The 23,956-nt window shown below is 50.5% G+C and carries 24 protein-coding genes and 5 pseudogenes; 12 read left to right on the top strand and 17 right to left on the bottom strand.

What is annotated here, in order from left to right:
* The 4 genes from ATG98_RS19315 to pcaD are packed head-to-tail and all read right to left on the bottom strand — an operon-like array spanning position 1 to position 3,340.
* Positions 1-852, bottom strand: a complete 852-nt coding sequence (locus ATG98_RS19315; RefSeq protein ID WP_098418574.1) for a CoA transferase subunit A — start codon at positions 850-852, stop codon at positions 1-3.
* 5 nt (positions 853-857) lie between these two features.
* A complete protein-coding gene (pcaG, locus tag ATG98_RS19310) occupies positions 858-1,457 on the bottom strand; it encodes a protocatechuate 3,4-dioxygenase subunit alpha (RefSeq protein WP_098424128.1) in 600 nt (199 codons plus the stop codon).
* Between the two features lie 3 nt (positions 1,458-1,460).
* Positions 1,461-2,159, bottom strand: a complete 699-nt coding sequence (gene pcaH, locus ATG98_RS19305) for a protocatechuate 3,4-dioxygenase subunit beta (protein ID WP_098424127.1) — start codon at positions 2,157-2,159, stop codon at positions 1,461-1,463.
* A gap of 2 nt (positions 2,160-2,161) precedes the next feature.
* Positions 2,162-3,340, bottom strand: coding sequence for a 3-oxoadipate enol-lactonase (pcaD, locus tag ATG98_RS19300; protein WP_098418571.1), 1,179 nt, complete (start codon positions 3,338-3,340; stop codon positions 2,162-2,164).
* A gap of 412 nt (positions 3,341-3,752) precedes the next feature.
* Between pcaD and ATG98_RS19295 the strand changes: the two genes are divergently transcribed.
* The 5 genes from ATG98_RS19295 (at position 3,753) to ATG98_RS19270 (ending at position 8,950) form a co-directional block, all read left to right on the top strand.
* Positions 3,753-5,222 carry an aldehyde dehydrogenase family protein gene (locus ATG98_RS19295; protein WP_098424126.1) on the top strand — a complete coding sequence of 490 codons (1,470 nt, stop codon included), beginning with the start codon at positions 3,753-3,755 and terminating at the stop codon, positions 5,220-5,222.
* A 32-nt stretch (positions 5,223-5,254) separates the two neighbouring features.
* Positions 5,255-5,593: a c-type cytochrome gene (locus ATG98_RS19290; protein ID WP_098418569.1), complete on the top strand. Its 339-nt coding sequence runs from the start codon at positions 5,255-5,257 to the stop codon at positions 5,591-5,593.
* On the top strand, positions 5,590-6,228 hold the full coding sequence (locus ATG98_RS19285; RefSeq protein WP_098424125.1) for a hypothetical protein: 639 nt from the start codon (positions 5,590-5,592) through the stop codon (positions 6,226-6,228). The genes ATG98_RS19290 and ATG98_RS19285 overlap by 4 nt, the downstream gene beginning before the upstream one ends.
* A 14-nt stretch (positions 6,229-6,242) precedes the next feature.
* Entirely contained in the window at positions 6,243-7,814 is a 1,572-nt protein-coding gene (locus tag ATG98_RS19280; RefSeq protein WP_098418567.1) for an FAD-binding oxidoreductase, read from the top strand.
* 953 nt (positions 7,815-8,767) lie between these two features.
* Complete coding sequence (locus tag ATG98_RS19270) at positions 8,768-8,950, top strand: hypothetical protein (RefSeq protein WP_098418565.1); 183 nt, start codon at positions 8,768-8,770, stop codon at positions 8,948-8,950.
* A gap of 39 nt (positions 8,951-8,989) precedes the next feature.
* Here ATG98_RS19270 and pcaQ read toward each other — a convergent pair whose 3' ends face one another.
* The 4 genes and pseudogenes from pcaQ to ATG98_RS19245 all read right to left on the bottom strand — a co-directional run.
* Positions 8,990-9,973: a pca operon transcription factor PcaQ gene (gene pcaQ, locus ATG98_RS19265; RefSeq protein ID WP_228706214.1), complete on the bottom strand. Its 984-nt coding sequence runs from the start codon at positions 9,971-9,973 to the stop codon at positions 8,990-8,992.
* A gap of 611 nt (positions 9,974-10,584) precedes the next feature.
* The gene (locus tag ATG98_RS19255) at positions 10,585-10,875 is read right to left on the bottom strand and encodes a type II toxin-antitoxin system RelE family toxin (protein ID WP_098418563.1); all 291 of its coding nucleotides are present in this window, start codon (positions 10,873-10,875) and stop codon (positions 10,585-10,587) included.
* Positions 10,865-11,113, bottom strand: coding sequence for a type II toxin-antitoxin system Phd/YefM family antitoxin (locus ATG98_RS19250; RefSeq protein ID WP_098424122.1), 249 nt, complete (start codon positions 11,111-11,113; stop codon positions 10,865-10,867). The genes ATG98_RS19255 and ATG98_RS19250 overlap by 11 nt, the downstream gene beginning before the upstream one ends.
* Before the next feature lie 176 nt (positions 11,114-11,289).
* Positions 11,290-11,382, bottom strand: a pseudogene (locus ATG98_RS19245) (IS5/IS1182 family transposase); the annotation flags it as partial.
* 65 nt (positions 11,383-11,447) lie between these two features.
* Between ATG98_RS19245 and ATG98_RS19240 the strand changes: the two are divergent.
* The 6 genes and pseudogenes from ATG98_RS19240 to ATG98_RS19215 all read left to right on the top strand — a co-directional run.
* Positions 11,448-11,897: pseudogene (locus ATG98_RS19240) on the top strand (transposase); the annotation flags it as partial.
* Between the two features lie 352 nt (positions 11,898-12,249).
* On the top strand, positions 12,250-12,516 hold the full coding sequence (locus tag ATG98_RS23085) for an outer membrane beta-barrel protein (RefSeq protein ID WP_098424121.1): 267 nt from the start codon (positions 12,250-12,252) through the stop codon (positions 12,514-12,516).
* A pseudogene (locus tag ATG98_RS19230) lies at positions 12,517-13,406 on the top strand (transposase); the annotation flags it as partial.
* A gap of 156 nt (positions 13,407-13,562) precedes the next feature.
* Positions 13,563-14,156, top strand: coding sequence for a hypothetical protein (locus tag ATG98_RS19225; RefSeq protein WP_143751507.1), 594 nt, complete (start codon positions 13,563-13,565; stop codon positions 14,154-14,156).
* 392 nt (positions 14,157-14,548) lie between these two features.
* Positions 14,549-15,019, top strand: a complete 471-nt coding sequence (locus tag ATG98_RS19220) for a DUF4468 domain-containing protein (protein WP_098424118.1) — start codon at positions 14,549-14,551, stop codon at positions 15,017-15,019.
* Between the two features lie 308 nt (positions 15,020-15,327).
* A pseudogene (locus tag ATG98_RS19215) lies at positions 15,328-15,592 on the top strand (transposase); the annotation flags it as partial.
* A gap of 311 nt (positions 15,593-15,903) precedes the next feature.
* Here ATG98_RS19215 and ATG98_RS19210 read toward each other — a convergent pair.
* The 9 genes and pseudogenes from ATG98_RS19210 to ATG98_RS21685 form a co-directional block, all read right to left on the bottom strand.
* Positions 15,904-16,140 (bottom strand): type II toxin-antitoxin system YafQ family toxin, encoded by a 237-nt coding sequence (locus ATG98_RS19210; protein ID WP_098424117.1) that lies wholly within the window; start codon positions 16,138-16,140, stop codon positions 15,904-15,906.
* Positions 16,140-16,397: a type II toxin-antitoxin system RelB/DinJ family antitoxin gene (locus ATG98_RS19205; RefSeq protein ID WP_098424116.1), complete on the bottom strand. Its 258-nt coding sequence runs from the start codon at positions 16,395-16,397 to the stop codon at positions 16,140-16,142. The genes ATG98_RS19210 and ATG98_RS19205 overlap by 1 nt, the downstream gene beginning before the upstream one ends.
* A gap of 117 nt (positions 16,398-16,514) precedes the next feature.
* Entirely contained in the window at positions 16,515-17,066 is a 552-nt protein-coding gene (locus ATG98_RS19200) for a hypothetical protein (RefSeq protein ID WP_098424115.1), read from the bottom strand.
* Between the two features lie 178 nt (positions 17,067-17,244).
* Positions 17,245-17,495 (bottom strand): annotated as a pseudogene (locus ATG98_RS19195) (IS1182 family transposase); the annotation flags it as partial.
* Between the two features lie 156 nt (positions 17,496-17,651).
* Positions 17,652-18,176, bottom strand: a complete 525-nt coding sequence (locus ATG98_RS19190) for a hypothetical protein (protein ID WP_098424113.1) — start codon at positions 18,174-18,176, stop codon at positions 17,652-17,654.
* A gap of 256 nt (positions 18,177-18,432) precedes the next feature.
* Positions 18,433-18,912 (bottom strand): hypothetical protein, encoded by a 480-nt coding sequence (locus ATG98_RS19185; protein WP_098424112.1) that lies wholly within the window; start codon positions 18,910-18,912, stop codon positions 18,433-18,435.
* A gap of 182 nt (positions 18,913-19,094) precedes the next feature.
* Entirely contained in the window at positions 19,095-19,940 is an 846-nt protein-coding gene (locus ATG98_RS19180) for a cell envelope integrity protein TolA (protein WP_228706213.1), read from the bottom strand.
* 335 nt (positions 19,941-20,275) lie between these two features.
* Positions 20,276-21,145 (bottom strand): hypothetical protein, encoded by an 870-nt coding sequence (locus ATG98_RS19175; RefSeq protein WP_143751506.1) that lies wholly within the window; start codon positions 21,143-21,145, stop codon positions 20,276-20,278.
* A gap of 95 nt (positions 21,146-21,240) precedes the next feature.
* Positions 21,241-21,765 (bottom strand): DUF6680 family protein, encoded by a 525-nt coding sequence (locus ATG98_RS21685; protein WP_143751505.1) that lies wholly within the window; start codon positions 21,763-21,765, stop codon positions 21,241-21,243.
* A 734-nt stretch (positions 21,766-22,499) separates the two neighbouring features.
* On the opposite strand from ATG98_RS21685, the gene ATG98_RS19165 reads away from it, so the two are divergent.
* Positions 22,500-23,795: an IS4 family transposase gene (locus tag ATG98_RS19165; RefSeq protein WP_098424109.1), complete on the top strand. Its 1,296-nt coding sequence runs from the start codon at positions 22,500-22,502 to the stop codon at positions 23,793-23,795.
* The last annotated feature ends 161 nt before the right edge of the window (positions 23,796-23,956 follow it).

The following is a 23,956-nucleotide window of genomic DNA, read 5'->3' as shown; positions in this document are numbered from 1 at the left end:
TTATTGCTCCTGCCATTTAACGCGTTGGGCAAAAACCTCTGGGCCAACCTCCATCACATTTTCCTTGATCCAGTCGAGGAAGGTGTCGCGATCGGAGGCGATGGGATCCCAGTTTTTATAGAAAGCGTTGTCACGGGGATAATATCCCATGGCGTAGGAGGGATGGGCGCCACCCCGAACCAGTGCGATGGCGGATATCGTCCAGGCCGGCAAAATGCAAGCATTGGTGTGCACGTCATCGAAGTCGTCGACAATCTCTTCCACAGTAACGATGGCACGCTTGGCGGCCAGCACGGCTTCTTTCTGTACGCCAACGATTCCCTCAATAAGTACATCGCCATTCTTGTTGGCTTTCTGGGCATGGATAATAGTTACATCCGGGCGGATAGCCGGCACAGAAGCCAGTCGCTCACCGGTAAAGGGGCATTCAACGAAGCGGATATTAGGATTGACCTCAGCCAGTTCGGCGCCCAAGTAGCCGCGGAACACGGCACAGGGCAGACCGGCGGCGCCGGCTTCATAGGCGTTGGCCATAGCGGCGTGGCTGTGCTCTTCAATTTCTAGCTGATGGGGCCAAGCCTGCTCATAAGCGTCGCGCAGGCGGCGCAAAGAACCAACGCCCGGATTGCCACCCCAGGAGAACATCATCTTTTTGGCGCAGCCGGTGCCGATCAGCTGGTCGTAGATAATGTCCGGAGTCATGCGGATCAGGGTCAGGTTCTTTTTCTGCTGTCGAATGATTTCATGGCCAGCAGCATGAGGGATCAGGTGGGTGAAACCTTCCATGGCGACCACATCGCCATCACGCAGGTTATGTGCGATTGCTTCTTTCAAGGATACAAACTTAGCCATTTGGATTACACCTCGAAAAACACGGTTTCTTTGTCGCCCTGCATATGAATATCGAATCGATATTCCACACCGGTGCCGGTTTCTTTACGTTGGGCAATCAGGGTCTGGCGACGCTCGGCAGGTACTTTGTTCAGTGCGGGGTCGGCCTGGTTAGCTATGGCTTCATCGGCAAAGTAGATGCGGGTGTAGGCATGGCTCAGCAGACCACGCAGAAAAACCACGACGGTGACGAACGGCGCGTGACCATCCTGAGCTACACCCGGTTTGACGGTATCGAAGTTGAAACTTCGATCAGGGCTGGTGCCTGTTCCACAGCGGCCAAAACCCAGAAAACCCTCATCCAGCGTTCTGTCGGCGCGATTATCCAGCGGATGGTTAAAGCGACCAGCAGCATTGGCCTGCCAGATTTCGATCATGGCATCGTCCACGACGGTGCCATGTCCATCGAATACCTGACCGGTAATGCGGATAAGTTCACCCTGTACCTCGTTCTTCACCAGCTGACTGCCGGCGACCTGGGAGTTGGGGTAGTGATACTGCTGGGCAGTCAGACCGAAGGCGAAGTAGGGACCAACGGTTTGCGACGGGGTTTGTTTCATCGTCATGGCTCAAGCCTCCACAGGGGTGGCGTTTACACCACGCAGCACAATGTTAAAAATATAACCCAGGGCGAAGCCCTCTTCTGTCACATCTAATGAAAATTCGCTGACCAGCCGGTCACGGGCTTCCGCCGGGGTGGCTTTGAAGATGGGATCCAGAGGCAGTAGGGGATCGCCGGGGAAGTACATTTGAGTCACGATGCGAGTAGCAATAGACGGACCGAATAGGGAAAGATGGATATGGTTCGGGCGCCATGCGTTGGGATGGTTGCCCCAAGGATAGGCGCCGGGCTTAATAGTGTAAAACTTGTAGCGGCCTTCGGCGTTTGTCATGCAGCGACCCGATCCTAAGAAATTGGGATCCAGCGGCGCATCGTGCTGGTCGGTTTTGTGTACGTAACGGCCGGCCGCATTAGCTTGCCAAATCTCGATCAGGGTGTTGGCCACAGGCTGGCCAAATTCATCGAACACATGACCGGTCACCACGATGCGCTCACCGATGGGCTCGCCATTGACCTGGCCGTTCTTGCTCAGATCGTGATCCAGTGGTCCTAATACTTCGGGGCCGAAGGCCGGCCCGGTCAGTTCGGCCAGCTCGGGATCGATCTTCACAAGGCTCTGAGACACGCCCCGCAGGGTAGATGACTTGTACTCGGGCGAAATGTAAGCGGGCTGGCTAGGCCAGTCTCTATTGGTTAGGTTATTCATGATTATTGTTCCTTTTTGTATTCGGGTTCGTTATAGACTTCCTTGGCAATGCGGAAGGCGACATTTGAGAAGGGTACGCCGGCATACACGGCGAGATGCAATAGAGTTTCCTGTACTTCTGTCTTGCTGGCACCGGTATTTCGCGTGGCGCGAATATGCATGGCCAGCTCTTCTTCATGGCCGAGTGCGGCCATCAGTGCGATGGTCAACAGGCTGCGATCCCGCTTGCTCAGGCCTGGCCGGCTCCAGACTGAACCCCACGCCCCTTCTGTAATAAACGTTTGGAAAGGTTCGTCGAAAGCGACTTTGTTGGCTTCTGCCCGATCCACATGACTGTTGCCCAGCACTGAACGGCGAACCTTCATGCCTTGGTCAAAACGGCTCAGCTCCGGGTTGTGCTGATTAAGAAAATCGATGATTAACGCCGCCAACGCCGCCGGTTGCTCAACGCAGGGCAGGTGACCGGCACGGTCAATCACTTCAAAGCAGCTGTTGGTGATCAGCGCCGCTGTGCTCTTCACAAGCGACGGCGGAGTGGCGCCGTCTTGATCGCCGACCACACATAAAGTTGGCTGAGTCAAACGCGCCGAGCTTTCGCTCATATCCGCATCACGGATGGCGGCACACGTGCCGATATAGCCTTCCACTGGGGTGCGTACCAGCATGTTACGCCACAAGGCCACGTCAACCGGCTTTTGGGTGCGGAACTCGGTGGCGAACCAACGTTCCATTACCGCATCGGCGATGAATTCAATGCCCTGACTGCGGACAGTACTGATGCGATCTTCCCAACCTTGGGCGGGACCAATTTTGTGTGCGGTGTCGCACAGAATCAATTCCTTGACCAGTTCGGGCCGCCGGGCAGCTACACCCTGAGCGATAATGCCGCCCACAGAGAGCCCACAAAGAGCCACTTGGCTGAGATCGAGTTGATCAAGAAGACTAATCAGATCATCGATGTGTTCGTCAATATGGTACGGCGCTGGGGGACAATCCGAGAGTCCGTGGCCGCGTTTGTCGTAACGTAAAAAGCGGTATTGGCTGGCCAGCAATGGCAGCAGAGTTTCCCACACACGCAGATCTGTGCCGAGTGAATTGGAGAAGACCAATAATGGCAAATGGCTGGGGCCTTCCAGTCGGTAATGGAGCATGACTCCGTTGATTGCCAAGGTCTGTATCATGATGCTTGCCTGCATTGGCTATTTAATGTGATTGTTTCAATGTCACCTAAAGCAGTGGGTATGTAAAATAAGGTTTTAGCAATTTTATATATCGAAAATGGTATGACGTTCGCGTGTGCCATCAAATATCGCGGCGAAATGCCGAATAGAGTACAACTATTGCAAAGCGGCCGAACCGGAGACTGTCCAGGCCTGCCCGCCGCTTTATCGATAAAACCGAAGATAATTAATCTGGGTTCGTTTGATGATCTATCACAAAGGCTAAGTTGTTCAGAACGCGACATTAAAGAGTCGTCTAAACCTGATGCATATCGATTTTGATATATATCTTGGCAGAAATTTCATTATTAACCGCAGAGATAAATTACTAGAGTCGGTTAACAGAAAAACAAATATATTGAAAGGACGTCTTATGCCTACTAGTTCCTATCAAAACTTTGAGTTACAGCCGCTCGCAGGACATTGGCGGGCAGGCCAGTCGGAGCGCAAGCTGCAGGTTGTTAACCCCTTTAACCAAGAAAACCTGTTGGAGTTGAATCTAGCCACCAAAGAAGATCTCGACGAGTCCTTTATTGCAGCCCGTGAAGCTCAGAAAAGCTGGGCGCTTATGGCGCCAGCCGCTCGCGCTGCCATCATGCTGAAAGCCGTGGCGATCTTTGATCAGCGTCATGACGAGATTGTCGAATGGATTATTGCGGAGTCGGGCAGCACCCGTATCAAGGCCCAAATAGAATGGGGGGCGGCCCGAGCGATCACACTGGAAGCCGCCAGCTTCCCGTCTCGGGTTCACGGCTTTATTTTACCTAACGATATTCCGGGGAAGGAAAGTCGGGTCTACCGCAAACCGCTGGGCGTGGTGGGCGTAATCAGCCCCTGGAATTTCCCCCTGCACCTAACCCAGCGCTCGGTGGCGCCGGCCCTAGCCCTGGGAAACGCCGTGGTGATAAAACCGGCCAGCGATACGCCGGTTACCGGCGGCCTGCTGATAGCGCGCATCTTTGAAGAAGCTGGTTTGCCTGCAGGCGTGCTGAGCGTGGTGGTCGGTTCCGGCGCCGAGATTGGCGATACCTTCGTTGAGCACCCGGTTCCTAGTTTCATTTCCTTCACCGGCTCCTCTGAAGTCGGCCGTAATATCGGTCGCCTGGCCTGTGGTGGCAAGTACCTTAAGCATGTGGCTCTAGAGCTGGGCGGCAACAGCCCCTTCGTCGTGCTGGCCGATGCGAACGTCGAACTGGCTGTTAATGCTGCCGTGGTCGGCAAGTTCTTGCATCAAGGTCAGATTTGCATGGCAATCAACCGAATCATAGTAGAGCAACCACTGGTCGAGGAATTTACCCGCCGCTATACAGAGCGGGTCAAGGCACTTCCTTACGGTGATCCGAGCAAGGCTGACACAGTGGTTGGCCCAGTGATCAACGCCAAACAGTTGCAGGGCCTACTTCAGAAAATCGAAACCGCCAAGGCCGAAGGTGCCAAAATGTTGGTCGGCGGCGATCCCCAGGGCAACGTGTTGCCGCCTCATGTATTCGGCAATGTCACTGCCGACATGGAGATTGCCCGCGAAGAAATCTTTGGTCCCTTGGTGGGCATTCAGGCGGCCCGCGACGAGCAGCACGCACTTCAACTGGCCAATCAAAGCGAATACGGCCTGTCGAGCGCCGTCTTTTCCGGCAGCCTTGAGCGTGGCGTGCGCTTCGCCCAAGGTATTCATGCGGGCATGACTCATGTCAATGACATGCCGGTCAACGATGCACCCAACGCTGCTTTCGGTGGTGAAAAGAGCTCGGGCCTGGGCCGTTTCAACGGCGAGTGGGCTATCGCGGAGTTCACCACCGACCATTGGATTACTGTACAGCATGAGCCGCGTCGGTATCCGTTCTAAAAAAATCTAACAAAAAGTGAGGAGTGTTCCAGATGTCAGCGATTCGTTCCAAGGTAATATCCTTTGCAGTTGCCGGGCTGGCGCTGCCGGTGGCACTGGCGACTTTCTCTGCCAGCGCCAGCGGTGATGGGCAGTGGAAGGGTGGGGAGGATGTCTATCAGAAAGTTTGTGGGCATTGTCATGAAACCAAGGGCGATATTGGTCCGGTGTTAGCCGGTCGTAGTCTGCCGCCGGCCTATATTAGCTATAGGGTGCGTAATGGTTACCTGGCCATGCCGGCCTTTCCCGCCTCCTTTATTGATGATGCGTCTTTGCAGCAAGTTAGCGACTATATTCAGCAATTGCCAGCCCCGGATCAGGAGCAAAAATGAGCATCAAGCGTCGTTCCGTACTCAAAGGCATGGCCCTGAGCGGATTGGCCGGTCTGACCTTGGGCCGCGCCGGTCTGGCCAGTGCCGGCACTTCCGCCGCGACCCTAACTCGCAAACCGTTGATGGTGCTAGTCAGCGGTGCCGAGGCCGAGGCGGCCTTTGCCGCTGGCGCCCAGTCTAATCCCGCTGCCGGTATCGTCACAGTATTGCGCACCGATCACGGGCTGGAATTTATATCTTCCTTGCAACGACAGCTGAACGCCTCGAACGGTGAACGCATTATTGGCTTGGTAGACGATGCCACTGGCGCTCTGATCCTGGATCTGGCCCGCAGTGCCGGCGCGCGTCTTCATTGGTCTGGACAGCATGTCACCGAGGGCGGCCAGTCCCGTCACCGGTTGTCGGCCACTCCGGGTGTGATCGATTGTATCGGTCAGTTTTCGGGCCTGACCGACGGCTGTAGTCGTCCATCAAGCTTGGCGAATCAGTCACTGACCGCTGGTCGCCATTGGGCACCGGCCCTGGGTTTTTCCCTGTCCTCGCCGGATCCGGGCCGCCGCTACCTGCGGGCGGCGCCGCCCAAACAGGCCCCAGCATTGACTGGCCACTATGTTTCATTTTTTATTGAGACCTGAAGGAATTCGATATCATGAGTGAACAAAACTATAAGGTATTGCCAACAGGCGTCGCACAGGCGGACTTCCATCAGGCAATAGAGAAATTCCGCGCCCTGCTGGGCGAGGAGAACGTGTTGGTTGAAGAAACGCAGCTTAATCCCTATAACAAGATCATGTTGCCTAGTGAAGATGCGGAGCATGCGCCTTCCGCCGCAGTTACCGCCACTACCGTGGAGCATGTGCAGGGGGTAGTTGCGATCTGCAATGAGTACAAGATCCCAGTATGGACTATCTCCACCGGTCGTAACTTCGGTTACGGCACAGCCGCGCCGCATCATCGTGGTCAGATCATCCTTGATCTGAAAAAAATGAACAAAATTATTCATGTGGATGCGGAGCTGGGTACAGCCCTGGTCGAGCCGGGGGTAACTTACCAGCAACTGTACGATTACATTGAGGAAAACAACCTGCCGCTGATGCTGTCTTTCTCGGCGCCCTCAGCTATTGCCGGACCGGTGGGCAACACTATGGATCGCGGTGTGGGGTATACCCCCTACGGTGAGCATTTCATGATGCAGTGTGGCATGGAGTTGGTGCTGGCCAATGGCGAGGTTTATCGCACGGGCATGGGCGGCGTCAAAGGTGACAAGGCCTGGCAGGTGTTCAAGTGGGGCTATGGCCCGACACTGGACGGCATGTTTACCCAGGCCAACTACGGTATCTGTACGAAACTGGGCTTCTGGTTGATGCATAAGCCGCCGGTGATCAAACCCTTCGAGATACGGTTTGAGGAAGAGACCGATATTGCCGAGATCGTTGATTTCATTCGTCCGCTGCGGATCAACCAGGTTATTCCCAACTCCGTGGTGATTGCCGGTTTACTGTGGGAAGCCTCCACGGCCGGAGTGCGTCGTTCCGATTACACCACAGAACCGGGCGCCACCTCGGATGCCATTCTCAAGCAGATCCAGAAAGATAAGAATCTAGGTGCCTGGAACGTCTACTGTGCCCTATACGGTACCAAAGAGCAGGTGGAAGTTAACTGGAATATCGTCAACGGCGCGCTCAAGCAACTGGGCAAGGGGCAAATTGTCACCGAGGAAGAGGCTGCGGGCACCGAGCCGTTCGCCTATAGAGCCAAGCTGATGTCCGGTGTGCCCAATCTACGGGAATTTGGCCTGTACAACTGGCGAGGGGGTGGTGGATCCATGTGGTTTGCCCCGGTCAGTCAGGCCAAGGGAGTTGAGTGCGACAATCAGTATGCACTCGCTAAGAATATCCTTAACAAGCATGGCCTCGACTACGTTGGCGAGTTCATCGTTGGTTGGCGCGACATGCACCACGTCATCGACGTGCTCTACGACCGTACCAACCCGGAAGAGACCAAACGTGCCGACGCCTGTTTCAACGAGTTGCTTGATGAATTCGAGAAGCGTGGTTATGCCGTGTACCGTGTCAGTACCGACTATATGGATCGAGTGGCCGATAGCTATGGCCCAGTTAAGCGTCGTCTGGAACACACTCTCAAACGCGCTTTGGATCCGAACAACATCCTGTCGCCGGGGAAATCCGGTATCGATCTGGACAAGTTCAACGACTGGTAAACAGGCAGCGGTGTCGTTGACATCGTTACGATGAATAATTATCCCGAGCCGGGTTTTTCTCCTTACTGAGGCGAGATAAACAGGCTCGGTTTTTTTGCACCTAAGCTTCTGAAATTGATAAAAATCCGCCCAAAGCGAACAACGAAATTGAACCAATAACGACAAGAAATGAAAGAAACTCTCAAGCCCTTGTTTTTGTAACTTATCTTAGCGGGACTGGTCTCCTCTGTCGCCCTAGCCGAGACCCAAATCGAGGCACAGCACCCAGTTGCCGTCAGCCGGACCCATGTGGTTATGCTCGGCACTGGCACCCCGACCCTGCAGTACAAGCGGGCTGCTCAGGCTATCCTGGTGGTGGTTGACAAGAATATGTCCCTGTTCGATGCGGGCCCGGCTTTGTGCGTAACTTCAAGGCATTGGCCGGCCAGTGCCAGGACTTTATGCCGCCTGATGTGATGTTTACCAACAACTCAGTTTATGGCGCCATGGACAAAGTATTTCTTACCCATCTGGAGTCGGATCATATTCTGCGGCTGCCCGAACTACTGCTGCGTCCTTGGGTTCCGGGGCGGGATCAACCGATGAAGGTGATTGGCCTCAAGGGCACTCAGGGGCTGGTCGACAATGGTCTGGCGGCGTTCAAAGATGACTTCGATCATGGTTTGAACGACACCCCCGGCCAATGCCGACGGCTTCAAGGGCGAGGTAACCGAGATAAGCGAGACGCAGATAGTCTATCAGGACGACAAGGTGGTCGTGAAAGCGTTCCGAGTGCCCCATGGCAGCTGGGAAGATGGCATGTCCTTCGGCTATCGGGTAGAACCCCCCAGTAAGACCATCGTCATCAGTGGTGACACCCACACATAGACGAAACCAACTACGAGCACTTCGAGGGTGCCTGATATCCTGATTCATGAGGTTATGCATGAAGGAGCGATTGCAGTTATGTCAGAATGTACCACGCCCATACCATTACCCGACAGCTGGCCGAGATTGCGAAGGCGATTAAGCCGGGCATGCTGGTGATGAACCATCCGCTATTCTTCGGCAAGACCGATGAAGACATGGTGGCGGAACTGGCACAGCATTATGATGGAAAATTTGTGCTGGCCAGCGATATGGACATCTACGAATAAGAACTGTTTGGCTCGTTGACGAACAGGGGGCGAAGGTTATTACAATTCCCCGTTTTTTTCGGCTACCGAGGCAGCAGCAGTGCGGATGCTATTAATGAACATCTGTATTGCCGGCGTGGGAAGAGTATCGGCACGAATGGTCAGACCTACAGGCCCCAGGGTTTCCTTGGTGTCCAACGGCAACTCTATCAGCTCGCCTTCTTCTATTTCTCGCGCTACTACCCCCCGGGAAATAATCCAGATGGCGTTGCTCTGGCGAATATATTCCTTGCCGAATGAGCCCGATATTGTCTCTATGCGATCCGGTAACAAGCCCATGCCCTGAGAGATCAGAAATCGCTCGACCGCTACGGCGATGATGGAACCCTTAGTAGGAAAGAGAACGTTGAACTGGCGAATATCCTGGATATTAAACGGCGTGCGATCTAGCAGCGGATGGCCCGGACGGACCACGAAGGTCACGCGCTCCGAATAGAGATGTTGAAAAGACAGTCCTGTCATCAGCTTGGGCTCCGCCAGTCGACCGACCACCAGATCCAACTCACCGACCCTCAGTTGGCTCAGCAGCAGCGTGTTGGGACCTGAAATCAGATTGAGCGTAACATCCACACCTGACTGCCTGAAGTTGATCACCGCCGCGGGTAGTACGTTGGCGGCGACCGTTGGCAACACGCCAACGTTGATTCGCATGCTTCCCTTCATTTGAGCTTGAATGATGCTGTCAGTGCCTTCGCGCAGAGCAGACAAGCTGGCTCCTGCGTATTTAAGGAATACCCTGCCAAACTGGGTGAGTTCAACGCCTCTTTTGCTGCGGTCCAGCAACTGAACTTCCAGTATTTCCTCTAGTTCTTTTAGTTTTTTTGAAACCGCAGGTTGAGTCAGCGACAACACATCGGCGGCACGACTGACACTGTTCTGGCGGGCAACTTCGATAAAACACTGAAGGTGCCTGAACTTGATTCTGTTTTCTATCATCTTTGCCTCTGAAGCTAAGCGAAATGCGCAACTATGGGTTTGTCCCATTTTCAGCAGGATACAAGATTGGACGTTAGGCCATCAGGGCCAGTTTCCGTTAAGGGATAATTTCTTCGAGTCCCATACTGAGGTATCTCTCCAGTAAAGTTGCACACGCAGGAATTCACACCAGCCCCGAGGTTGGCGCTCAATTGGCGGATATGAACAAGGCAGCGATTTCGTATTTCTACGAAGCGCGGCTTGCTATGATTTTGTCCGGAGCTTACATCGGGTTCATGCCTGACGCCTACGTTCAGCGGTATGTTGAGGCAGGAGATCTGTGCGCTCTGGTGCCGGAAACTAAGCAATATTCGTTAGAGGTCTGCACCATCACGCGCACATATGGCAGGGCCAAGAGGGCGCGGGAACTTTTTCTTGAGCATTGGATGACTTGATGAAGGCATGATCAAATTCAATGCTCTAACAATATGGCGCGCCCGACAGGATTCGAACCTGTGACCACTGTCCTCGGAGAACGCCACTACAGTGCGTTTATAAGAGGAATTAATCGATCTAAATCCGGAAAATCAAACACCTAGTACGACAACTTTTAATATAAAAATGCCTACACATCAAAATTTTGACCGATTAGCACCGATTTTAGGCAGTCGGCCGGACGATCACATTCGCCGGTGAGCCCGGCTGTAAACCTCACCACGTTCTCGCTTGCCGATGGCGACGACGATTACCACTATGAGGTCGTCTTCGACCTCATAGACCAGCCGGTAACCTGCGCTACGCAGTTTGATCTTGTAGCAGTTTACCAGGCCAGATAAGGCATCCGACTGGACATGGGGATCGTCGAGCCGCTGTTTTAGCTTTTTCTTGAACTGCTCTTGCAGCACCGGCGCTAACTTCTTCCACTCTTTCAACGCAGATGGTTTGAACTCCAGGGAATACTTAGAGTGCATCCAAGGTCACCGGAATACCACGCTCAGATCGTCGCGACTCCACTAAACGAATCAGTTCCTGATCGTCCAGTCTCTCCAGCATCGCCTCGTAGACATCCGCTGGCACACAGTAGAATGCTGGTTTGTTTCGATTCAAAACGACGATAGGAAAACCTTCTCCGGCGCCCACGACCGCCATTGGGTTTTTCTTCAATTCAGAGATACTAGCCGTGATTTCGGTATAAATGGGTTGAGTCATAAACAGACGCCCTAAGACCTATTAACAGGTCTTAGGGTATCAGAGATACTCGAATCCCGCACCTCGTCATTCTTTTGCCGATGAAGACCCACCTTCGACTTTCTCGTATGAGATCATAATAAAGTAGGTATGTTCGGCGACAATTAAGATCTGTTGACGTTTTATTGCATCGGCAATCATAAAAACCCACAAATTATGGCGACGCCGCTCTGATAATTGCGCTTCAATTTGTCATAGCGCGTCGCCAGCCCACGAAAATGTTTCAAGCGTGCAATTTTGCCTCAGGTGGGTCAGTTTTAAGTTGGCGCTAGGGAGTCAGTATTACTCTGGCGGTGACACCTACGGCCACAAGCTGGCCGCTACGTTCCGCTTTGGCTACAGGGCCCGCAGTTGGCGCAAGGCCCGCCTGGAATACGGCCCCTAGGGTCCGAACCCCCGCTTCGTGATCAGCTCCCGCTACGACGTCGGTTTCAAAATCTACTGCGAACAATATTGTGCCCGCGGTGACATAGAAAATCGGATCAAGGATCAGCAGCGGGGTCTGTTCGCCGACCGCACATCCGGTACCCAGTGGTGGCCCAATCAGTGGCGGCTTATCCTCTTCGGCTTTGCCTATACCTATACCTTGTTCGAGTGCATGAGCGCTGGCACCTTGCGGTTGAAACTGATTAAGGTCGACGCTGTGATGATCCGCAACACCCGTCGAATCCGAGTGTTAATGAGTGACAGCTATCCTTACAAGAAAGACCTCTCGGCACTGATTCAGCGATTGGTGCCCACTTAGATCAAGGGGTTCCCCCGGCCCGACACCAGTGGGGGAATGGGCAGTTGTATCTGGACGCCCGGAATCGTCTAATTTCTGATCAAAACGGCCCGGACGAGACGCCGGAAACCGACATATCATCAAGAAAGCGGCAGTGCCGGGCGACTGTGAGAAGTTCGGGCTAGGGCCTCTGCAAAAGCGCAGCTTTTGAGCGAGTACTTTGTTAACAGTGTTGAACAAGAATTCTTGTCGTTAGAAGCACTTATGCTGCCTAAAGATAATTCCGGAGGATGTTGACAGATTTTGGATATGTCCCCAAAGTGTAAATGTTGGTATCCAATAACTTCATGGATTGAATCCCTCAGGAGGAAAATTGAAAAAAATAATATTGGTAAGCTCTTCGATAGCGCTGATGGGCTTTTCCGCGTTAGTTTCAGCACAGCAAGCGTCGGAGAATGGATATGTGGGAGTAAACTATGTTTTTGCTACCTACGAAGAAGACGGGTTTGCAGAGGATATTGATCTCGGAGCATTGGTCGGAAAGGTTGGCGCAAAAATAAACCCCTATGTGTCGGGAGAATTGCGGGTTGGTTTTGGTGTCGCTGATGAGTCTGCCAGTATCAACATCACCAAGAGCTAAAGCGGCAAGATGACCACCAGTAAGGGCACGATCCAAGGTTATAACGGCATGGCCACGGTGGACAAAAACACCAGGTCATCATCGATGCCTAAGCCTTCAGTGAAGGCCAGGAACATCACACATTGAAGCCTGTGTTGGAAACCGTTCAGCGGCGCTATAAAAATCTGGGCATCACCGACAACATCTATCAAACCGGCGCGATTGTCACCGCCGACACCGGCTTCGTTAGCGAATCGAACATGCAGTATCTGCATGAACACCAGATCAACGGTTACATCCCGGACAACTGCTTTCGTAGCCGCGATCCGAAGTTCGCAGACCAGAAAACCAAGTACGGTAAGCGCGAGCAAACCCCATCGAAAAACTTCTGGAAACAGGTGATTCCGGCCAGTGAGTTCCAGTTCGATACCGGTGCGATGACGTGTATCTGTCCCGCTGGAGAATCCCTGCGTCACGAGGGCCATCGAACCGACCAAAACGGCGTACCCAGAGCCCACTTCCAAGGGCGATTATTGCAGTGCCGACACTGCACAAAAAAGCATCAATGCATGCAGAATCCCAGCTCAGCCGATCACCGCAAGGGAAAAGGAAGACAGGTCTCCTGCACCCTAGAGCTCAGGCTAGGCCCAACGTATACCGACTGGATGAAACACCGAGTCGATAGCCAGCAAGGCAAAGTGATTTACGGTCATCGCATGTCGGTGGTTGAGCCTGTGTTTGGCAACATCGGCAGCAATAAGCGCCTGAATCGCTTCAGTCTGCGGAGCAAAAAGAAGGTGCAGGGTCAGAGGCAGCTGTATTGCCTGGCGCACAATATTGATAAGCTAGCGGATTGTGGGCAGTTAGCGTCATGTACAAGGGCCAGAAAAAGGTCAAAGACAGCTATATGAAGGACATTTAGCGCCAGATATCAATCATGCGGTGCTGCTATCGAGTGATCAGACCTGCTGCAGTTGATCGCAGGGTGTAAAAAACAACAAAGCGGCTGTGGATTGGTCTCTGTGGAGTTTTTACAGCCTCATCATGTGTAAAAAAATAGAGGAAAAATGATGAAAAAATCAGTTATGGCGGCCATAGGCATGGCTTTGTTAATCAGTTCTGTAGCCGCAAATGCGGGTCCGTTTGGTCTTGAAATGGGGCAATCGTTAACGCAGATTGACAATGACGCAAAACAAGCAGCGCCAAATGTCTACACAACATCAGAAGTGCCAAAACCACACTCTGCCTTTGAGTTATACGCCCTAAAAATTGGTAAAAAGAGTGGTTTGTGTTGGGTTAAGGCGATAGGAAAAGATATTGGTACCAGCGCATATGGTATAGAGCTAAAGTCAGAGTTTAATGATATGAAGAGCAAGCTAGAGAAAGCCTACGGGAAACATGAGACGACTGATGTCCTATTGCCTGGTAGCATATGGGATGAGCCTGATGACTTTATGATGGCAATGATCAAAAAGGAAAGGTTCTTAATGGCTGTATGGGATAGAGAACAAGGGTCTTCTCTCAAAGATAATCTTGAAAGTATAGCTCTTATTGCAAGTCCTGGTGGGCGAGATGAAGGGTATCTGTCACTTGAATATTCGTTTTCAAACAAGGAAGTATGCGATAAGGAAATTGCAGCATTAGAAGATGGAGCATTGTAAAGCACATAACAATCACATCTAGTCGAGCGCTCAAAAGCGCTGCTTTACTTTTCCTTTGGGCGGGCTGATGTGAGGGGTTATGTTTCTGACCCCCCCCCAAGTGTGATGAACTTCGCGCTTTATAAAGCCTGAAGGTGGAGTAATTTTAATGAGAAAAATCGCTGTTTTGATGATTGTTAGAGCTTTTGCACATATATAAGGTTGTGCCTCGGTCCTTTTGGCGGCTGTGTGCATTGGTCCTTGACGAAAATGGGTAGCTAATCATAATTTTTATAAAAGTTAGTGTTAGTGATTATGTTAACGCTAATTTTAACGGATACTCTCTTCCCCTATGAGAAATCCGGATTGTGGATTTTGGGCTAATTGCAAGATTACATAGAGGTTGAATAGATATGAAAACAATTTTTTATTTCGTTTTTTTCGTTTTTCTTTCTGGATGTGCGATGATGGAAAAGTCCGAGCCTTCAGAAAGAGAACTAACAACAATAAGAGAGATTGATAAATTTTCAAAAACAGAAATACAAAATTCAATAACTGAGTGGTTTGCAACGACTTATAAAGACTCTCGTAATGTTATCAAGCTAAACGACAGAAATGCAGGAACCATCGTCGGAACAGGCAGCTTAAGCTATGTCGTTGGTTTAGGTGTTACAAATGCTCGTTACAATATAAAAATAGATATAAAAGATGGTCGTTATCGAACAAATTGGAATGGGTTCGTATATGCTCCGCCATCATCTGCTTCAGGAAAACCAGTTGTCCTTAAGCAGCAAGTTGAGTCAATCGTGATTCAAGTTACCGATCTTGAAATGCGCTTATATAAGTTCTTAAGCGAAAAAAAATCAGGAACTGACGATTGGTAATTTTGTATTAGAATACTAGACATGATGTTTTGACCTGCTCGTCCTCAAAGATCTTAGGGAAGGTCTGACTAATGCCCGATTTCCCGCTGAATCGCTTTTCAGCCCGAAAAAAAGCCATTCAACCTGGATTCAGGCGTCATTACCCCTTTCATTTGTTCGTTTTTTGCCCGTTTCCCGCCATTTTGGCGGAATTTGGGCGCACTTGCCCTACGCCAGTAGATATTTTTCACCGATCAGCAAGTTGGTGAAGGCGGCCAGCAGGTGCCCGATTAGTGTTTTTTGATAGGCCACGGTAGCGCACCGCGGATGTGGTTTGGCACGTGGCTGAGAAGCGCGGCAAGCTTAAGAAGATGGAAGAAGGTCCTCGCAAAACTCTGACCGTCCAACGGGAGGGGGTCAAAGCTCAGATTCGCGCAAAGGTTGAGCATCCATTCCACGTGGTGAAGAACCTGTTCCGGCACCGCAAGGTGCGCTATCGGGGGGCTGTTAAAGAACACGGCGCAGTTGTTTACGTTGTTCGGCTTGGCCAATCTCGTACTGGCACGCAGACTAAATCCGTCTCCATGTGTCTAAAGTGCGCCTAAAAGACCAGATTAAGACAGAAAATCGGCGACTTCGTCGATAAAATTGAACGATTTAACGCTGAACGGGAAAGCAGATTATTTATCAAGCCGAGTTTGGTTGGCTTGCGATTAGTTGCCGTCTTTCTTTAATTGGTCAGCGTTTCCCTAGCCAAAGAGCGTCTGTCCGATTGAGGTAGACCTCAGCTAGACGTCGGGCACCTAGCCTATAATGGTCAGAATAAACTCAGTATCCGATTGATCTGCGCGTTAGTGGCAAGGTCTATGAGCTCAAAACGACATTTTGCGCCCTTGGCGTACGATTTATTCTGTTTCGTGAGTTGCCCCCATCCGGTACAACAGCAACCAATCCGGCTCGATGTGCGCGTCCCGATACCCCTCCCAGTTTCCCCGCAACGGGTGATCCTGATTCGCCTCGGGCAACGGTGTTTGGTGAATCAAAAGACTGAGCAGAGTCTTTAATTTATCCAAGTCTTTACCCCGCGCACGGGCCTTCTTCACGTCTTTTTTGAACTGCGTCGATTGCACCGGGGTCAGCATCACAACTTTAGGTCGTCAAACAAATCCTGTTCGTTGTTAAACCGTTTACCCTGACCGGCTTCCAGCTCGTCCATCGCTTTCACGGTTTTGGCGTTGGGCACCTGTACCGAAAACGGCAACCGCTGTTCGTCGGCGATCCGAAACATCAACAAGCAAATGGCGTCGGACACGGACAAGCCCATAGCGTCAAGGGCTGCCGTTGCCCTCGCTTTGGTGTCGCTGTCGATCCGGGAACGCACCACAGAGTCAGTACTCACCCCCTCATATAAAGCCCCTCATTGACTTGTAGCCTTATTTTAGCTGCAAATTATTTACATATCACCAACCTGACGCAAGGGCTTTCTTACCCCTATCTCACTACCCCCACTCCAACCTTAGAAGGTAACTCCGACTATCAGCTGCGAACTTTCGACCGCCAACCTTGTCCCAATTATCGCATTTTTGTACGTCAGGAGAAGAAGAGCACCATAATTGAATTTGAAATCCATTTCTGGTTTTTCATCTGCATAGCATTGATAACCTAGGTATGAGTCTGGGCAAGACCTCCCGGATTCACGAGCCCCCATCAAAGCGCCAACCCCCGCCCCCCACTCATCGTTTAGCCGGAACCTTGGCCCAATAACTAAGTTGACAGAAAACCCTTGATCAACTGAATCAACTTTTCTAGAAGTGTTGTCCAATGAAGTTCCTTCAAGAGCTAAATCCATACCGACAAAGATGCGAATACTTTCCGGGCTATATAAATATCCTAGTGACCAAGGTTTATCATCGTTTTCTTTTTCATCACCATCCGGCGCGGGTCCTACGCCAGCATAAATGGTATGTTTTGAGAAATTTTCTTCGGCAGCAGAAATAGGTGAAACTAAAAGTACAGAAAAAAGCAAAAAACCATTAAGAATTTTTTTAGTCACGTTTGAAATCACCATTAGAGAAATCACCAGTCATATAAAGAGAGCTTGGAAGCATAGTTTAATCGTCGCAAGATTGACACTTAACGTCTGTCCGCGACGAAAATCGGGTAAGCGCCAATAAATCAGCATCTACATTACAACTCGCCGATTGCACACACTGACGCCCTCACCAATTCCATGAGGGGGTCAGCATGAAGTGGATCTCGCGGCTTGAAGTGACGCCCTTAGAGTGAGAAAACAGAATTATCTTCAGCAAGGGGCCGGATCGTAGGCTAGGCGGCCGGTGTCATCGTTGCGATATTTCGGGTGAAACACCGTCAGATCAAGCTTGTACTCAATCAGGTAATGAACGGCGTGTTCAGAAGTGCCGGGCTGGAGTTGTTCTCGGTAGTTGATGACGACCATCGTATCTTGATTGTAATTGTAGTGCTTAAAACGAGGCATTCCAAAGGCTCCCTGTCTATTTGCTCAATACTACCAAAACCAACCTGATTTTAGATTTTTCTACGGCCCCAACGCTAAACGAAGCAACGTGTTTTACGCGTCCGTCTTCTATGACTTTTTAGCGCGGCCTGGCAGATGAATAAAAAACAGGATCGTTTAACGGGGTCGCCACTGAGCCGCTATAAATAGCGCACCCACGATGCTGAGAGTTTCGCCTACTGATAACAAGTGAATATTGGCGATCTCGCTCTCTCCACCGATCGTTGGATCGATAAGTATCAAACCACCAATTATTAAAATTAAAATTCCGATCGCTCCAAGTACTACGTTTTGTTGAGGAGATCCATAGACGGCGTTGGCTTCAGCCGTCATTGCACCACCCCCTTTCTCGGGTTGGTCTCCCGATGGTGAATTCGCCACATTATCCAAGATAGCGGCACCACCGAATTGGATGTCTGGTCCAAACTTGCTGTGCTTTTTGATATGTTCTGCTGGAACAGCCTGCCCATGTAGGACTAGCCAGCACCCATTTAGCAGAACATTTACTGAAACCACGGTTTCGTCGGCGGTCAGCCGACTCTTCATTATCCCTTCAGCTTTTGCACGACTAGCGGCGTTTACCACAGTTGCAAAAAACACGTCTGGGGTATCAGAATCACTCAGAAAACGGTAAGCCGACATGAATATTTAGACTCCAATTGGTTACCGCTAAAACGTTGTTTTGATTCGCATTGACTATTATAAACCATGTAATCAGCACAGCCTAGCCCGGCAAGCGGTTGGGAAATAGGTGGTTTGAGAAGTTGATGTCATGAAAGACGCGGCTTTCACCTTTTTGTTTTTTAGTTTAAACGTGTAAAGGCTAATGCTGACCTGAGAGCCACCCAGTGGACGTCCGCCAGGCTGCGCAGAGAAAACTTGACTGACTTGTTAGCGATTATTTAAGATCCGCTCTGTCAACTTTAAGAACTGATTGATACGTGGCGTTGAGGTAATCGCGTAGACCTTTAAGTATCTTACCTGTCCATCCGTCGGACGTTACGTCGCCACTAAACCCTATATCCTTCGACCCTTCTACAATCACCTTTACTTGGGTCGCTTGATCAAGCTCGCGAAAATAGACACCACCAATCACATTCCAGTCATGTGCAGTCATTCCGTGCTCTCCAATCACCAACCCTCTAGATATGTCAGCAATTCTCAGAGAAAAACCAGCATTTCCCAGGCCAACTTTAGCAGCCTCATAGACTTGCTTTGCATTGTAGCCATGGAAGGTTTCGACGTGTTCATATTTTGACCAGCCAGTTTTGCCCTCGGCTGTCTCAAAACTGACTTCGGAAACACTTTTTGGGAGCATACTGACACTAGCACAACCAGAAAAAGCAAAAATTGCTATGACTAAAACAGCATACTTCATCACTTCACCCCATATTTTTGTTGGCGCTACGCTTTGCGAACATTTAAGAGCGCGAGCGAGTAAATTTTCTTCAGCAGCGCCTTGTTAGATTTTATTGGCAAGATCGGTCATTAGGCGCAAAAGGCAGCGCCGGTTTCCTCAAGCGCACGGGTACGGTGATCGAGGTCACTCAAGCGAAAACCTCAATTTCCTCTGCGATTGAAGTCAATCGTGAACTTCCGGAAGTATCGCTCAAAAGTGTCACTATCAGCTGGCACGGGAAGCATCACCAACGACCGAACGGCTGAAAGAGCCGATACATCAAATGAGCGATCTCCACTGCTAGTATCGATAGAAATGGTGTCGATTTCGCCAGTCGGTTGAATGCCAATAACAATTCGTGTGGTGTGTTTGTCCGTTGCTGACGACGGTGGATACCAAATACTGTAGATTCTCTCTCTGATTAATGCTGCGTATTTCTCACTGTCAGGTTTAGATTCCTTCTTATCAGATTTTATTGCTGGCTTAGGGGGCTTTGGTCCCTCTAAGGTCTGATTGCAGGTTTCAAAAACCCGATAAATTGCATAGTCGGAACCTTCCATAGTGAACGCGGAATACATCTTGTTGCGGTACTCAGGAGTCACGGTCATCATTATTAAACTCGCACCCATCATGAGTTCCGCGATTTCGCGTGCATCGCCGGTGTAGGCACTCGTGTCATCATCGGGAAATACAAGCATACTGAAGCTTATCCCTGGTTTAGAGGTTTCTTGCAGCGTCACCTTTACTTTCGATCCGTGCAATCCCAGAAAACTATCGTATTTCAGCAGAAATTCTGGTTTCCCGTACTCACAGTGAAACTCCATTGAAAAGTCGTTAAAACTAGGTCCGGACTGCGCTTTGGATCCATATGATGTCCAGTCGGCTGGGTAAGCTGCGCTGGCAGTAAACAGGCTCGCAAAAAAAACGGCGGTCACTAAACGCACAAAACATCCTTTCGTCTGATGGGTATTATCGGCAGCTTGTACAGCGAAGCCAAAGGCGATCAATTAAATTAGATACCCTCCTTTATTCAAAATATAAATCTGTTCCTCGGCCTGGAAAAATTGAAATTTTTTTGGGATACCGTTTTCCTCCTGAAGCTCCGATATTCGGTGTCTCAGGCGGTTGATCCCATCCCGTTCCTTCATCCTCTTCTTGGCATCCGCTGGCGCTTTCTTAACACGCTTAAAAGCAAATTATCTCTCACGGTATTCCCGTCGCCAGAATGACAGCATGAAGAGATAAATATCTAGCGCTTCGGTTTGCTTCTATTGAGAAGTTATCGATGCGTGTCCACTACACTGGGGGAAGTCCACGCCCAAGTGCAGCAGCTTGTTTGCATTTATTTATTGGATGATTTTTTGGTCTCAGAAGCTGTTTTAAGTTTTTCCTCACACTCCGCCCCCGTATCATTAACTGAACAAACCTTATCTCTGAACGAACAGGACTCCATCGTATTTTTGTTGAGTTGTTTTATTCTTAGGCACGCTTCCGCAATAATACAATAATTGCCTGACGCGCCTGAATCAAAGCAGTGTTGTAACGACTGTTTAGAATCGGGATATTTTGATAATTTATTTAAATATTCAAGATTATTTTTTACAAAAAATGCTTTAAATCCTATATCGTATTTGCTGAATTTTCCCATGAATGAGCTGTTAATATCGCCACAGTTTTTTGCATATAGCTTTTTAAACTCCTGCAAGTCACCATCAAGTGTGGAAGATGAATCTAATGATATGAGTCTTTTAATCTTCCCATCAATTTCCAGCCAAACCTCGCCTGTAATACCTTTTTCTGCATTATTTACTGAAACTTCCGCATAAAATGGACTCAATGCTCCATAAACTGCCATTGCATTTGAAGCAGAGTATTGACCACACAAAGTAGCAAACTCTAATTCTTTTTCTGGGAGGATATTAATTCCATGATCGTGAAAAACGCGTTTATATTCATACTCTGTATCCTGAAAAATTACGCTGCTAGGAAAATTGAAAGGCTGAGCAAGGCTGTTCTCCATGATTTTTCTTAGGTCATTTCCCCGTTGATTGGCATCATTTTTTTTGACTTCGGTCAATGCAATTTTTGTAGAGGATTCTATCAGTTCATTTTGACCTAATACTGGATTTTGTAGTAGCCCTATGCTCATGCTTAAAAAAATGGCAATAGCCAATAACAGAGCAATCTTTACAAATTCTATAAATAATTTCACAATTTTCTCCATGTTTATGGGTGCTGACGCCTTGCACAAAGGCGGCATTTTTTGGCGTCCCACCCGCACAATGGTGATTTCTGAAATTTTTATATCTAGTTGCGCGCATTGAAAGTTTTGAGTAAATACGCATCGTTTAGCGTTGCCTGAGTAAGGCCTGAATACTTGCAAACTGCTTTAAGAAAATCAATTAAAGCGCTTTCTGCATGTGGCTTACCGGAGACTTCCAATGCTTGATATAAGCGTTCCATTTTCTGAAGAACTTCTGGAGAATCTGCAAAAACAGCAATGACCTGGTTCATAGCACATGAAAAGTCTTCTCCTGAAATACTGAAACGATAACCCAGCAGACGCCTAGCGAGATCAACCTTTAATTTATGGCGTTCAAGTCTGTAATAAAACCATGATGAAATAGCCACACCAATTATTCCAGAAAGTAGCGATGCAATAATCGTAACGATAACGCCTTCTTGAGTCAAAGTGATTTCCTTGATGAAATATAATGCCTGCATTTGCGGTTGGTTTGGAGTGAAGCATAAAACCAATCCGACAACATGCGCTTGTGTACGCCCAGCATGGGCATAAACTAATGGGGTGAAAGTCCCCTGTGGGGAGGTCACCGTTCAGCCGGTTTTAGCCGGTTTTAGCCGATTGAATGCTAACCACTAGCGAATGGCAAGAGCCAATCCGTGAGGAGCGGTCTCCGGAACGCCGGCCGGAAGTAAGCCGCTAGCAAAACTGCGAGCTGATAAACAAGAACATCATATGAGGCGTAGCCCGGAGGCGAGCTGGCACAAGCCGACGGGGCGGCCTCCCGTGAAGCCACGTGATCTAACGGCCACCGTAAATGATGCCGTTGTGCAGTGACAGTGCATGTCCTTATCTGGGGCCGTCCGACGCATCGGAGCCTGCTCAACGAGCGATCGGTCAATTACCAGTCAGGCCACTGGTCGATCAAGCCTGGGTGCAGTGTAGTGGTCCAGTCATCCCGGACAGTATTCTCAGTTTTCCTCAACTGGAATGAGAGAAGTCCAAACAGAAACTAATTCACAACTGCGCATAATCGCGGGTTATGGTGAATCTTCGTACTCAAATATGGAGGGTTTGTAAGGCTCCTCGATTGTGGTGGCGAAATTATTACTGAAGTTGGTGTCTGGCGTCATTGGACCAATACATTACCCCACAACAAAAACTGGCGACTGGAGCCTGAGCTCCACTTTTTAAGTCCTCAAAAATTGGGGGGGAGGGATTACCCAATGTCATCAACTTAAGACATTTCCCTAAAAATATCATATAATTAGACCTCACCCACCAACGAGGAAATACCCTATGGAGCACAATAAAAAAACAACGATTGACAACCCAACCGACATTCTTTCCGAAAATTGTACATAAAATAACCAGCTTACTGAGCTGCCCCGAGTTTATTGCCCAGCATCGCACCCATCCGAAGCACTTTACCCGCAAACGCCATTTGACCTTCCGCAATCTGATCCTGTTTCTGCTGAATCAGCCCAAAAGCGCCCTGCAAACCGAACTGGATGCCTTCTTTCAGGCGCTCAATGGCTCGGCCTTTGAAACCCAGGTGGTCACCGCACAAGCCTTCAGCAAAGCCCGCCAGAAGCTCAGCGCGTCAGTTTTTGAGGCTCTCAACAGCGCCCTGCAAGCCCAGATGGATGAGCTGGGGCTGCACAAGACCTGGCAGGGCCTGCGCCTGCTGGCCGTGGACGGCTCCAGCATGCACTTGCCGCTGGAAGACCCACTGGCCAAGCACTTTGGTACCCACAAAGGGTTGCCGGTGGCCCGAGTGTCGGTCCTGCAAGACCTGCTGTCCAATCAGGCTCTGCACACCCTCCTGATCACGCCGGATGTGGATGAGCGGGGCTGTGCCAGCATGCACCTGAAGCATGCTCCTGACCACAGTCTGATTCTGTTTGATCGGGGCTATCCCGCCCACTGGCTCTTTTCCGAGCTACAGCGCTGTGAACAGCAATTCCTGATGCGCCTGACACTGACCCATTCCCGAGAAGTCCGCGCGTTTGTGGATTCTGGAAAAGACGACGACACCGTCTCGATGACGTGCCGGCACGGGTTATCCCGACAGGTCTGTAGGCAGTCCGGCGTTGATCCGGACACGGCCCTCCAGATCCGGCTGATTCGGGTGACGCTGCCCACCGGGGAAACGGAAGTGCTGGCCACCTCACTCCTGGACACCGGGGCCTTCCCCGCCGAGCTCTTTGCCGACCTGTACCAACGGCGCTGGGGCATCGAGACCGACTACCGCCGGCTTAAGCAAACCCTGAGCCTGGAAAACGTCAGTGGCCGGACGGTCTGTGCCGTACAGCAGGACATCCACGCCTGCCAACTGCTCAAGAACCTGGCCCTGCTGATGCAGGCCCTACAGCAGCCCGACATTGAGCGCAAAACCGCACACCGGAAACTGGCCTGGAAGGCTAACTTCACCCAGGGCGTATCCCGCCTGAAGCATACCCTCGTCGCCCTTCTGGTGAGGCCCAGCTGTGAGGCCCTGGATAACCTGTGGCGCCTGTTGGGTAACAGCTTGAGTGCAGTGCGTCCCGGGCGAAGTAGCCCACGACGCCGAAAACGACCGGCCACCAAAGGCTGTGAAGGGTACAAGCCGACTCGCTGACCGACACTACCCTCGACGGCGTTTAACAAGATTTCCTGACAGACTGTGCCAGCCACCGGTCGGATGGCGCTCGCCCTGAATAGTGCTGAAACCGCTTTGCCACGTCCAGACACACTCTTTAGAGCCGGTTACCGGGCTAGAATCTGGCTTTAACAGCCTGT

Source organism: Marinobacter sp. LV10R520-4, assembly GCF_002563815.1.
GTDB lineage: Bacteria > Pseudomonadota > Gammaproteobacteria > Pseudomonadales > Oleiphilaceae > Marinobacter.
This window is presented reverse-complemented; position numbering and strand designations above follow the sequence as displayed.